Raw genomic sequence first — 13,249 nt, 5'->3', positions numbered from 1 at the left:
CCTTATTCCTTTCCGAATATTTCTGCTTCTACCAATTCACAGATGATATGCCCGATGGTGATGTGTGCCTCTTGGATACGTGGAGTATCGGTAGACGGCACATTGATGAGGAGTTTTGTCAGTTCACGCATGCGGCCACCGTCGGCACCGGTAAAAGCTACCGTTGTAATTGCTTTTTCATGGCATGTCTCGAACGCCTTTACGATATTGGCGGAGTTGCCCGAAGTGGATAAGCCGACCAGGACATCGCCTGCCTTTCCGATACCCGAAATCAGCCGGGAGTAGATGATCTCGAAACTCAGGTCGTTGGATACGGCCGTGATGTAAGAAGAGTTACAGTGTAATGCTTCAGACGGCAAAATGTCACGTTCCAGATAAAACTTGCCGGAGAACTCGGCTGCCAGGTGCTGTGCATCGGCGGCGCTTCCACCATTTCCGCAGAAGTAAACCCTTCCACCGTATTTAAAACAGGTGACAATCGTGTCAGTGATCTGTGCAATTGTGTCCTGCAGCTTCTCGTCCGCCAGTATCTGTTCGATAATGTCGCGGTGTTGCGCTAGCCGTTTTCTGATTATTCCTTTACTGTCCATGTAATCAATCCTTTCTTACAAAATTCAAATTGTTGTATATGTCCGATATGCATCTTGTCCAATGCTTCGGACACTTTGTAGCAGCTATTGCCGGGACAGTAGAAGAACATGAATCCTCCTCCTCCGGCACCGGAGATTTTACCGCCCAGGGCACCGTTGGCCATGGCGGTTTCGTATATATGGTCGATAAATTCGTTGGAGATGTTGCGGGCCATTTTCTTCTTACTGGTCCAGCTTGTGTTAAGCGCTTTTCCCAGTTCCTGCAATTCTTCCCGCAGCAGGCAATTCTTCATGCGGAATGCTTCATGCTTGACATTGTGCATGGCTTCCAGCGAGTCGTTTTTATTGTTTTTGACGTTTTCGGCCTGCTCTTCGATAATCTTTCCGGAGCAACGCTGTTGTTCGGTGTAGAAGAGGACGGTGTTCATGGCCCATTCCTGCAAGATATCATCACCGATGCGGAGAGGATTGACAATGACTTTGTCGTCTTCCAGAAACTCCATGAAGTTAACGCCTCCGAAGGTAGCGGCATATTGGTCCTGCTTGCCTCCCGCCATATTCAGGTCGATGCGTTCGATTTCGTAAGCGTAATGGGCAATATCATATTTCCCCAGCGGTAACCGCAACCATTCGGTGAAGGCTCCGAGGATGGCGACAACCAAGGTGGAAGAGGTGCCAAGACCGGAACCGGATGGGACGTCCATCTGGGTAATCAGTTCAAAGGAAAGAGGTTCTCCGTTGTTATAACGCGAAACGATTGAATTGTATATGCCATGTTGCAGTACTAACGGGCCGTCGAGAGGCAGTTCGCTTACAGCGTCAAATTCTTCTGTAATGTTTTCATTGATATGGACAAACCTGATTTTCCCGTTGTCGAGCGGGCGGATAGTGGCGTGGGCATATAAATTGACGGTAACGTTGAGGATTGCACCGCCATAGAGGTTGGAGTAGGGGGAAACATCTGTTCCTCCTCCGGCAATTCCCAGTCTGAAAGGTGCTTTGCTTCGGTATAACATAGATTATGTGCCAATTAGTTAATGTGCCATATTTTACTGGTTATGGCAACTGATGGTAACTGTTTCCCCTCTTGAGAGGGGATAAGGGGTGTGTTATCTTTTTGCCTTATGAACTGGCTTTAACACACCCCCTGCCCTCTCTCGAGAGGGGAAAAGGTTACTCCTATAAAGGACTAATCCTTAATATCTGTAATGGTCAGCCTTATACGGACCTTCTACCGGAACTCCGATATAGTCGGCCTGTTTGGGGCTTAATGTAGACAGTTTTACACCGATACGTTCAAGGTGTAGGCGGGCAACTTCTTCGTCCAGACGTTTCGGAAGACGGTAAACACCCACTTCGTAAGCCATCTGCCACAAATCCATCTGTGCCAGTACCTGGTTTGTAAATGAGTTGCTCATTACAAAGGAAGGGTGACCGGTTGCACAACCCAGGTTCACCAGACGTCCTTCTGCCAGCAGGAAGATAGAGTTTCCTGTCGGGAACGTATATTTGTCAACCTGCGGTTTAATATTGGTATGTTTGATGTTCGGATAGTTCACCAGGTTGTCTACCTGTATTTCATTATCGAAGTGACCGATGTTGCAAACGATTGCCTGGTCTTTCATCTGGCTCATGTGGCCGATGGTGATGATATCGCAGTTTCCGGTGGTAGTAACGAAAATATTACCTTCTTTAACCGCTTCTTCCATCGTTGTAACTTCGAATCCTTCCATAGCAGCCTGCAAAGCACAAATCGGGTCGATTTCAGTAACCAGCACACGTGCTCCGTAAGAACGCATGGAGTGTGCACAACCTTTACCCACGTCACCGTATCCGGCAACTACCACGACTTTACCGGCAATCATCACGTCGGTAGCACGTTTGATACCGTCGGCCAGCGATTCGCGGCAGCCATACAGGTTGTCGAATTTGGATTTCGTTACCGAATCGTTCACATTGATGGCCGGAACCAGCAGTTCGCCTTTTTCCATCATCTGGTACAGACGGTGTACGCCGGTCGTTGTCTCTTCGGAAACACCTTTCATCTCTGCAATCGTACGATGCCAACGCTGGTTATCTTCTTTCAGGATGCTGTTTAATGTATCCAGAATAACCTGTTCTTCGTGGTTACCACCTTTGCGATTGATGGTTTCTGCATCGTTTTCAGCACGATACCCCATGTGAACAAGAAGAGAAGCATCACCTCCGTCGTCAACAATCATCTGCGGACCTTTTCCGTCAGGGAAGCGGAGTGCCATGTCGGTACACCACCAGTATTCTTCCAGAGTTTCACCTTTCCAGGCAAAAACGGGAACGCCTGTTGCAGCAATAGCCGCAGCGGCATGGTCCTGGGTAGAGAAGATGTTACAGCTTGCCCAGCGTACATCTGCTCCCAACGCAACTAATGTTTCGATTAACACTGCTGTCTGGATTGTCATGTGCAGTGAGCCGGTGATACGGGCACCTTTCAGAGGTTTCTGAGCGGCATATTTCTGGCGAAGAGCCATCAGTCCCGGCATTTCGTGTTCGGCGATTTCAATCTCTTTGCGACCGAATTCTGCCAAACTCATATCTGCCACTTTATAAGGCAGATTAGTTGGAAATAATTGTGACATAAATAATAATTATTTTGAATGTGTGGCAAAGATAACAAATTATTGAGTTGTACGGATGATTTGCAAGGACAAACATATCCGTCTGCTTATCTCTTCATAATTTCCTGCTAAGGAAACGCTAGTTTCTTCAGCAGGAAACGCGCGTTTCCATGGGAGGAAACTACGAGGAAACTGTAATAGATTGAGCCGTAGTATTATAATGAAAATAGCCGTTGATTAGTATCAACGGCTATTTTGCCGGGCAAAAGCCCTGTACTTTTAATATGTTTTCGTTTTATACCGGAGTAATCCCTTGTTCGGCCAGCAGTTTCAGGCTGAGGTCTTTCAGCTTGAACTTCTGAATCTTGCCGCTACCGGTCATCGGGAAGGTATCGACAAAGAAGATATATTTCGGAATCTTGTGGCGGGCTATCTTGCCGCGGCAGAAGTCTTTCACTACGTCGTCCGTCATTGTAACACCTTCGTGCAGGATGATGAAAGCGCCGACTTCTTCGCCGTATTTCTTGGACGGGACGGCTGCCACCTGAACGTCTTTCACTCCTTCCAGGTGATAAAGGTATTCCTCTATTTCACGCGGGTAAACGTTTTCTCCGCCACGGATAATCATATCCTTGATGCGTCCGGTAATACGGTAGAAGCCGTTTTCGTCTTTTACGCCGAGGTCGCCGCTATGCAGGAAGCCGTCTTTGTCGATGACTTCGGCTGTGGCGGCAGGATTATTATAATAACCTTTCATGTTGTTGTAACCGCGGTTGCACATTTCTCCCTGTACGCCAACCGGACATTCTTCGCCGGTTTCGGGGTCGATAACACGCACCTCCGTAAATTCAAAGTCGCGTCCGACAGTATTATAACGTTCTTCTGCCGGGTCGTCGATACGTGAATGGGTCATACCGGGCGATGTTTCCGTCAGACCGTAAACGCTGGTTACACGCATAAACATCTTCTCTTCCACCTGGCGCATCAGTTCTACCGGGCAGAGCGAACCTGCCATGATACCAGTACGGAGTGAAGTCAGGTCGAACATCGGGAACATCGGATGGTTCAGTTCGGCAATGAACATGGTCGGTACACCGTAAAGTGCCGTACACCGTTCCTTATGGATAGAGGCCAGTACCACCAGCGGGTCGAACTTTTCGACCATAACCTGTGTACAACCGTGTGTCAGCACGTTCATGGAAGCTAGCACCACACCGAAGCAATGGAAAAGAGGAACACAGCAGCAGAGTTTGTCGTCTGCGGTGAATTTCATATGCTCGCCGGTCAGCAAACCGTTGTTCGCAATATTATGGTGCGTCAACATAACCCCTTTCGGGAAGCCTGTCGTGCCGGAGGTGTATTGCATATTGACAACATCGTGGCAGTCAACCAGCTTTTTAGCAGCTTCCAGTTTGTCGTCTTCTATATTTTCGCCCAGCAATAACAGCTCCGGCGTGTTATACATACCGCGATATTTCTCTTGGCCGATATAAACGACATTTTTCAGTCTCGGGAAGCGTTTGCTTTTCAGATAGCCGCGTTGCGATTCCTTTAGTTCGGGAAGCATGGTGTACATCATATCGATGTAACTGCCGTCAAATACGCCTTCGGTGATACACATGGTGTGGATATCGGCATTCTCTACCAGAAACTCCAACTCGTTCTGTTTATAATTCGTGTTGACGGTAACGGCTACGGCTCCGATTTTGGCGGCAGCATAAAGGAATGTCAGCCAGTCGGGTACATTCGTTGCCCAGATACCGACATGGGTGCCGTGTTCGATGCCGATAGAGAGCATGCCTTTTGCCATCCGGTCGACACGTTCGTTGAATTCTTTCCATGTAAAACGCAGGTCGCGGTCGGAATAAACCAGGTATTCCTTGTCCGGCGTCGTTTCGGCCCAATGTTCCAGCCATTGGCCTAATGTCTTATCTTGCAGTTGTATTTCCATATCCTTTCTTTAACATTAATACGGGGTATAAACAACTCCAAGGATTTTAGCCGTGTTTTCGGCAGCGGCATGAACGTGGTGAGCAACAATCGAATCATAATAGATGCTGTCGCCTTCTTCCAATATATAGGTATTCTTTCCGTAGTTTATTTCAAGTACGCCTTCCAGTACATAAATGAACTCTTCGCCTTCATGTGTGGAAAGAACAAAATCAACGCCATCTTCCGAAGGGGAAACATCAATCAGGAACGGTTCCATATGGCGGCCGGATTTATCCTGCGACAGTGAATGGTATTCCATATGTTTGCGGTTTTCCATCGAATTGTTGGTAAAACCGATGCTATTGGAGTCATTACTATCCTTTTTGCGGCAGATAACCGGGCCGAGTTCGGATTGGTCGTCAAGGAATGTGCCCAGACGGACACCGAGTACCCGTGCTATTTTGATAAGAGGTGCCAGTGAAGGAAAATCTACATTACCTTCTATACGTTCGATTTGTTCTGTACTCAGGCCGGAACGTTCGGCAACTTCCTCAACAGTGAGTTGTTTTGATTCACGGATACTTTTAATTTTGGCTCCGATGATTTTGTTGTTTCCCATAAGTATGTTTATTTTTAGATTATCTTTTAATTTGTAACTGAACGCCGCAAATTTACATTAATATTTTATTTTACCATGTAATTTACTGAAAGAAAAAAAGGACAACCCTTGTGAGAGTTGCCCTTTTGTAACTTCCTGCGAAGTAGTTTCTTATTTTCTGATACCAAGTTCTTTGATGATAGCACGGTATCTTTCGATATCAACTTTAATCAGATAATCCAGTAAACGACGACGTTTACCAACCAACATTTTCAGAGCTCTTTCAGTGCTGTAATCTTTGTGATTAGCTTTCAAGTGTTCTGTTAAATGTGCAATACGAACTGTAAACAGTGCGATTTGGCTTTCTGCAGAACCTGTGTCGGCAGCTGATTTGCCATACTTTTCGAATAATTCTTTTTTCTTTGCTGAATCTAAATACATGATTCTTTTTACTTTAATAAATTGATACTATATTATCTAAGCGGCGACAAAGATATGCATAACTTTTTTGTCTGACAACTCTTTTCAGTATCTTTTTTATATTTTGCAACATGAATATCACATACATATCGTAAAAATGTCGTACTTTTGCAGCCAATAAATTAGTCTTCGATGCAAAAAATCAGAAACATCGCGATTATCGCGCACGTAGACCACGGCAAAACGACGCTCGTGGATAAGATGTTATTAGCCGGTAAGCTCTTCCGTGAAGGACAGGCAGAGCCGGACCAGTTCCTGGATAACAATGACCTGGAACGTGAACGAGGTATCACTATTCTAGCTAAGAATGTATCTATTAATTATAAGGATTGCAAAATCAATATTATTGATACCCCGGGTCACGCCGACTTCGGTGGTGAAGTAGAACGTGTATTGAACATGGCCGACGGTTGCCTGCTGTTGGTAGATGCTTTTGAAGGCCCGATGCCTCAGACACGTTTCGTGCTGCAAAAAGCAATTCAATTAGGATTAAAACCTATCGTAGTTATTAATAAGGTAGACAAGCCGAACTGCCGTCCGTCGGAAGTGCAGGAAATGGTGTTCGACCTGATGTTCAGCCTGGATGCAACCGAAGAACAGTTGGATTTCCCGACAATCTATGGTTCCGCTAAACAGGGATGGATGTCTGAAGACTGGCAGAAGCCGACCGAAGATATCTATGCATTGCTGGATGCTATCATCAAATATATTCCGGAGCCGAAGGTATTGGAAGGAACTCCCCAGATGTTGATTACATCGCTGGACTTCTCCAAATATGTAGGCCGTATCGCTGTAGGCCGTGTTCACCGTGGTGAGTTACGCGAAGGTCAGGAAGTTATGTTGTGCAAACGTGACGGTTCGATGGTAAAATCGAAAATTAAGGAGTTGGATATCTTTGAAGGTTTGGGCCGTACGAAAGTAGAATCCGTTCAATCCGGCGATATCTGTGCCGTGATTGGTATCGATGGTTTCGAGATTGGCGAGACTATTGCTGATATCAATGAGCCGGAACCGCTGCCTACGATTGCAATCGATGAACCGACGATGTCTATGCTCTTTACCATCAACAACTCTCCGTTCTTCGGTAAAGATGGTAAGTTCGTTACATCACGCCATATCTTTGAACGTCTTCAGAAAGAGTTGGACAAGAACCTGGCTTTGCGTGTGGTTCCTACCGATTCAGCTGATTCATGGTTGGTATATGGCCGTGGCGTGCTCCACTTGTCTGTGTTGATTGAAACGATGCGTCGTGAAGGATACGAATTGCAGGTCGGCCAGCCGCAGGTAATCATTAAAGAAATTGACGGTGTAAAATGCGAACCGGTTGAACAGCTTACTATCAATCTCCCGGAAGAATCTTCCAGCCGTATCATCGATATGGTGACAAAGCGCAAAGGTGAGATGACAATGATGGAAAGTAAGAACGACCGTATGCATCTTGAATTCAATATACCTTCACGTGGTATCATCGGTCTGAACAATGCAGTTTTGACAGCTTCTGCCGGTGAAGCGATTATGGCTCACCGCTTTCTGGAATATCAACCGTGGAAGGGAGATATCGAACGTCGTAACAACGGTTCCATCATTGCCATGGAAGCAGGTACGGCATTTGCCTATGCATTGAATAACCTTCAGTCTCGCGGGCGTTTCTTCATCTCTCCACAGGAAGATGTTTATGCCGGTCAGGTAGTTGGTGAACACACAAAAGAAGGTGACCTGGTTGTAAACGTAACGAAATCAAAGAAATTGACGAACATGCGTGCTTCGGGTTCTGACGATAAAGTTTCATTGGCTCCCCCTATTGTATTCAGTTTGGAAGATGCTTTGGAATACATCAAGGCAGACGAATATGTAGAAATCACTCCGAATTATATGCGTATGCGTAAAATTATTCTGGACGAAACAGAACGCAAACGTCAGGGTAGATAAACCTGTTGAAATATATAATGGGAAACCGGATATGCATTTGTGTATCCGGTTTTTTTATAAAGTTACTGCATGATTGTAAATCTGCAGTACGTCTTCAATCTCGTTGAAATCCGTTTTATTGTCATCGGCATATTTCTTTAGTTCTTCTTTATGGTCGGGGAACGCTTTGAGGAATTGCTTCTCATTGAGGAACCTGAATTGTTTCCCGTTACGTTCTATCCGGAATATTTTGTCGATACGACTGAGAATCAGCTTTTCCGTTTCCAGCTTATGGGTCGTGTTTCCTGACTGGAAAGAGGAATAGGAGTCGACCGCCGATGTTTCCGAACGCCCTCCGTAACCGACCTGTTTGCCTTCCCATTTTAATGCACCTCTGTACTGGACGAAAATAGGAGGATCTTTTTGTAGCACTTCGGTGGCCCCGTCTTTCGTTGGAAGAAAGATCCTTTCTCCTATCTTGATGGTAGCCACCATATCCGGTTCAGAGAACTCTTTGATATTGTTATTGTCGTGTTGGTCCTGAAAAAGGAATTTTTTGATGAGCAGGCTATAGTTTAGTGGCACATTGAATGTCCTGCCATCTTTGTAATATACATATCCGTTTTCGAAGCTGCGCAACAAGAATTGTGCACTGTCGATTTGTGCAGCCAACTTATTACTTCCGGAGATAATAGCCAATAATAGTATAATAATGAATCTACTCATAATATTATGATTAAGCTTAGCATATGCAAGAATAGGAAAATAATACTGAAAATGCAATACTAAACAGCTAAAAATGAATAAATTGTTATCTCCTTATGATTTTGGTAGAAATAAAAAAGCCACCTCTTTTTACGGAGGCAGCTTCTATTATAGGATTGTGTAATATACTAATTACTTAACCAAGCTAGCGAAATCGCTGTTAGTTGCATATTTTGCAAATTCCAGGTCGATAGCAGCTTCTTTAGCCATAGCTTTGTCAGCAGCGATAGCAGCTTTCAGGTTGCTGATAACTGCGTTTACATCGTTTGTGCGTGCTGCAACAACAGCCTTCAGGTAAGAAGTAGTTGCATCAGGTTTAGCAACAGCGTTCAAAGTCTGAGAAGCTTTGCTGTAGTCTTTTACTAAAAGCTGAGCCAAAGCAGCGTTGTTAGTCTTAACAGAACCGAAAGAGTTAACAGCTTTAGCATATTCGCCTTGTTCCAGATAAAGAACACCCAGAGCTTCGCCTAATTCAGCAACACCTGCAGCGTTACCGAACAATTGCTGAGCTTTTGCCTGGTCACCCTTAGTCAGAGCGATCAAACCTAAGTTCATGTTAGCTTCGTTGTTAGCCTTAACAGAGTTAGACTTGTTGAACATTTGTTCAGCCTTAGCCAGGTCACCAGCCTTGAATGCCATCATACCGATGTTGTTCCAAGTGCGGTAGCAGTTAGGATACAGTTCAGAAGCTTTTGTATAGATAGCCATCTTTTCGCTGTCGTTGTTAGTTAATGTAGCAGCATAAAGAATTTCTTCGATATTCAGTTCAGAAGGATTGCTCTTAGCCAATGCGCTGATTTCGTCGTCAGACTTACCGATGATTTCGATGTTAGCAGTCAAACGAGAACGACGCAATTGCGGAAGGATAGTTTCAGCCAGATCAGAATAAACAGCAGAGATGTTTTTGATTTCTTTTTCTCTTGTTTCAGGATCCTGGTACATAGAGATAACTCTTAATACAAGGTCTTTATCCTGTAAGTTGGAAGCAGATACCAATTCTTTGAAGCCTTCCCAGTCCTGAGCAGTGTAACGAGCGTCAACCGGAGCATCAACTTTCATTTTCTTCAATTCTTTGTTCAGGTATTTAGAAGTGTTACCTTCACGTCTTTCAGCCAGACCAGTGTTCAGTTTAACACCACCATCAGGAGAAGCGTAAGCAGAGATTTCGATTGCTACATTCTGGTTAGGAGCTTCGTCAGCGTTTTTAACCAGGTCTTTCCATTCTTTGATTGCATCAGAGTTCAACTCTTTAGCACGAAGTTCAGCCTGCTGGATAAGGAACATGATGTTAGCATCGTGAGCTTCTTTGATGATGCGCTGGAATTTGTCAGCAGCGATAGCAGCAGTTGCAGTAGCAGCGTCAGCCAGTTCAGAAGTTGCGATTACACCTTCACCGATCTTTACGTCCGGTAATTTAACTGTCTTGTTCTTGATCTTTGCATCGAAAGTCAGGTACAGTTCAGATTTCTTCATTTCAGGTTTGTAAGTGAAAGAAGATTTCATTGTTACGTTTCCACCTTCTTTTTGAGCGATAACCTGATTGTTACCTTTTACTTTTTCACCTTGATAAGTGTAAGATGTTCCCCATGCTTCACCACCGGCATAGCGGAGAACCGGAGTTACAGTTACAACGGCTTTCTTGTTGAACCATTTTGCAGGGAAAGTCGCGTTGATAGTCACGGGTACTTTGCCTCCGATAGCCTCAAGCGGCTGCGGCTCAGCTTTGATGTACTCTTCAGCTAGCGGTTTCAACTTGTTTGAACAAGAAGAAAGGGTTAAGATTGCTGCCATTACAAAGAATGACAATAAAAACTTTTTGTTCATAATTTGATGTAAGTTTAAAATGTTACTATGTTTATATATTCACTTTCAATTGTCCCTTAGCCATCAAAGTGCAAAACTAAAGCATTTTTTTGTTATGAATAGCAAAGATACGATAAAATCTTTCTAATTAATACTTATTAATGAATCCAGGCTCCTTTTTTTGCTAAAAAGAGTATAAATGACAGGATTTATGAACGCTTTAATAGCTTCCATCCGGTACTAATTTAGTTAATTTATAGTGTTTCGCTTTCATCTCTTTATCTTATCGGCTTCTGCCGGCTGTTTTCTTATTGTGTATTTTTGATTAAAATAAAATCTTTTGAGTAAAACATTCGTTTCCGTAGCTGATTTGTATCAGATAGATACCTGACGTGGCCGTTGTAGCGGTGATGATGTTTTGTCCCGAATGAACAGTGCCGTTCTGTAAAGTTTTTCCCTCCATCGACAGCACTGAATACCGTGCCTGACGGATTGTTTCCGGTAGCAGGACATGAATTACTTTGGTAGCTGTTTCCACAAATATGCGGATTGGATTACTTTCGTTAATGGAAGTGTTAGCTGATGCCGTATTGTATTGGATGACTGGGTCGATGAATAAGGAAGTACTCATCGGGGAAGCCGGATGGCTGGTAGCTTCTATCCATTGGCCTTTATAATTGATCCATACGGTATTTTTACTTGTTTCTCCTTTTGGGAGATTGAATGCCGAAAAAGAGGTATTGCCGGCAGCCGATTTGATCTTGTATCCGATGAAGAAATTACCGGACACATCGATTGGCTCTTTGAAGGTTATAAATGATTCCTGGTCGCGGTTCATCGGCTTGGTAGAATCGATAAAAGCACTTTTGTCATTGAGCGTTACGAATGAAGGACTGAATGATTCGCTGTGTAATAGTGTTTCCGGTTTATCCGAGCCATTGTAGACGGTGATTTCTACTTCAAGGTCACTCATCTTGCTTATAGCCGGATTTACGATGTATGTGCCGTATATTTTAGCGTTGCCCGTTATTTTATAGGCTTCGGCAAATTCGTTCATCCCCAGTGAGTTGTTGCCGAAAGCTGGACCTGTACCGGGTGAAGGGAGAGGTGTTGATTCTATCGTGTTGGCTTTTCCGCTTTCCTTTATGTTGCTCAGGCGCAGACATGGGGTTGCACTGTAAGGATCAAGTCCCTTGCAGGTCCGTCCGGAGTTTGTTCCTGCCGGGTCGAGCCATATTTTTAATTGTTTGTCGGCATCCGGAGATATTTCCCAGTTTTGGCTTAAGGCGAAATAGAAATCATCATAAGGGCGGGGGCAGTCAGAATATCCTCCGGACAGGCCTCCGATAACTAAGCCGTTGCTGTCAAATAATCCGGAACCGGAAGAACCGCCGGCCGTGCTTCCGTCCGACCATTCCTTTATGTGCCAGTGCCCGTTTTTTATAAAGTTTCCTATCGAAGAGTTGAACGTTGTTAATTCGACTTCTTCTGTCGTGCTAAGTCGCTTTACGGTGCCCGCCGGATGATGGATTCCCACGTATGGGGCAGTGCCCTGGTCTTTGGCATTCCAACCGGCATAATATGGCTGATAGTAAGCCGGTGGTGTTTCCATCAGTTGCAGTAAGGCCATGTCGGTCTGTTCGTTGGTTGCCCTGAAGAGGGTGGAGGCCATCGACATTTCTTCCGTACCTCTCATGATCGGTTCGCATAGAGGACTTTCATAATTGAAATAGGTGACGATATTGCTTGCAATCATTTCATAGTCCGGATTCTCAATGCTGAACTGCTTGTTCAAACAATGGGATGCTGTTAACAGGTAAGGTGTACCGTCGTTTGATGTATTATTAATTAATGTACCGGTACAAAAATCAGTTCCATTGATAATGAGCAGGACGACGCTTCGGCCTATCTCATTATATTTATCCGTACTTTCTTGCAGGCAGGCCAGTGTTTTTATGCATCCGAGATACGTCCTGCTATATTCTTGCGGCTCGTATCCTCTGATATTACGATAGTCATGGTTTACTTCACCCACTTTTAGCTTGCCATGAAACGGAACATTAGCCGGTTCCTGATATTCGATAATTAATTCCTCACCTTGTACCGGAGAGACGGGAAGTATGCCCAGTTTGGAGTTGTTCAAGTGGTTGAATGCTCCTAATATATGTGTCTGGTCCGGATTGTACAGGAAGAGCTGGGCTCCTTCCGGAATTTCGTATTCAGAAAACAATACATTGATCGAATAGGCTCCGGCCGATCGAATGCCCAGTCGCCATACGCGGGTGCCGTCGGCTTGTGTAAACCAGCTGCCAGAGTTATCCGGAGTAAAATCGGTCATGAATTTATAGGCAAAATGAAAACTACTGCGCAAATCGCTTTCGTTGAGTGAGTCGATTCGTAATTGTTCAGCGATGTCAAAAGCAGGCATTTCTTGAAACATACTTCCTGAGCGGGTACTGAGTATCGTCATCGGAAGTGGTCTGCCTCCGTGACTGATCTGTCCTGTTAAATGGGCGGATACCAACAGGCAGAGGAAAAAAAGAGTGACTAGCTTTTTCATATTCATGCAAATATATGTT

10 protein-coding genes are annotated in these 13,249 nt (G+C 44.6%); 1 reads left to right on the top strand and 9 read right to left on the bottom strand.

Translation table 11 applies throughout. The annotated features are described in order from the left end of the window. Positions 1 to 2 precede the first annotated feature (2 nt). From NBH15_RS01430 to rpsO, 6 genes are all read right to left on the bottom strand, one after another. Positions 3 to 590 (bottom strand): D-sedoheptulose-7-phosphate isomerase, encoded by a 588-nt coding sequence (locus NBH15_RS01430; protein WP_128132768.1) that lies wholly within the window; start codon positions 588 to 590, stop codon positions 3 to 5. After that, complete coding sequence (locus tag NBH15_RS01425) at positions 572 to 1,606, bottom strand: GHMP family kinase ATP-binding protein (protein ID WP_009860735.1); 1,035 nt, start codon at positions 1,604 to 1,606, stop codon at positions 572 to 574. Before NBH15_RS01425 ends, NBH15_RS01430 begins: the two co-directional genes overlap by 19 nt. A 180-nt stretch (positions 1,607 to 1,786) precedes the next feature. After that, positions 1,787 to 3,205: an adenosylhomocysteinase gene (gene ahcY, locus NBH15_RS01420; RefSeq protein ID WP_122326780.1), complete on the bottom strand. Its 1,419-nt coding sequence runs from the start codon at positions 3,203 to 3,205 to the stop codon at positions 1,787 to 1,789. A 274-nt stretch (positions 3,206 to 3,479) separates the two neighbouring features. Then, positions 3,480 to 5,135, bottom strand: coding sequence for an AMP-binding protein (locus NBH15_RS01415; protein ID WP_128132769.1), 1,656 nt, complete (start codon positions 5,133 to 5,135; stop codon positions 3,480 to 3,482). Between the two features lie 15 nt (positions 5,136 to 5,150). Further along, positions 5,151 to 5,735, bottom strand: coding sequence for a helix-turn-helix domain-containing protein (locus NBH15_RS01410; RefSeq protein ID WP_128132770.1), 585 nt, complete (start codon positions 5,733 to 5,735; stop codon positions 5,151 to 5,153). 150 nt (positions 5,736 to 5,885) lie between these two features. Continuing rightward, positions 5,886 to 6,155: a 30S ribosomal protein S15 gene (gene rpsO / locus NBH15_RS01405; protein WP_009860739.1), complete on the bottom strand. Its 270-nt coding sequence runs from the start codon at positions 6,153 to 6,155 to the stop codon at positions 5,886 to 5,888. Positions 6,156 to 6,326: 171 nt separating this feature from the next. Between rpsO and typA the strand changes: the two genes are divergently transcribed. Then, positions 6,327 to 8,123 carry a translational GTPase TypA gene (typA, locus tag NBH15_RS01400; protein WP_128132771.1) on the top strand — a complete coding sequence of 599 codons (1,797 nt, stop codon included), beginning with the start codon at positions 6,327 to 6,329 and terminating at the stop codon, positions 8,121 to 8,123. A gap of 54 nt (positions 8,124 to 8,177) precedes the next feature. Here typA and NBH15_RS01395 read toward each other — a convergent pair whose 3' ends face one another. The 3 genes from NBH15_RS01395 to NBH15_RS01385 all read right to left on the bottom strand — a co-directional run bounded on the left by NBH15_RS01395 (position 8,178) and on the right by NBH15_RS01385 (position 13,230). After that, on the bottom strand, positions 8,178 to 8,828 hold the full coding sequence (locus tag NBH15_RS01395) for a hypothetical protein (RefSeq protein ID WP_128132772.1): 651 nt from the start codon (positions 8,826 to 8,828) through the stop codon (positions 8,178 to 8,180). Between the two features lie 171 nt (positions 8,829 to 8,999). Next, complete coding sequence (locus tag NBH15_RS01390) at positions 9,000 to 10,691, bottom strand: tetratricopeptide repeat protein (protein ID WP_009860742.1); 1,692 nt, start codon at positions 10,689 to 10,691, stop codon at positions 9,000 to 9,002. 304 nt (positions 10,692 to 10,995) lie between these two features. Further along, entirely contained in the window at positions 10,996 to 13,230 is a 2,235-nt protein-coding gene (locus NBH15_RS01385; RefSeq protein WP_250821812.1) for a T9SS type A sorting domain-containing protein, read from the bottom strand. Between the last annotated feature and the right edge of the window lie 19 nt (positions 13,231 to 13,249).

It is taken from the genome of Parabacteroides caeci (assembly GCF_023656795.1).
In the GTDB taxonomy this organism is placed as follows: Bacteria; Bacteroidota; Bacteroidia; order Bacteroidales; family Tannerellaceae; genus Parabacteroides; species Parabacteroides segnis.
The sequence above is the reverse complement of the archived record's forward strand: the minus strand, read 5'-3'. Positions and strand labels throughout refer to the sequence as shown.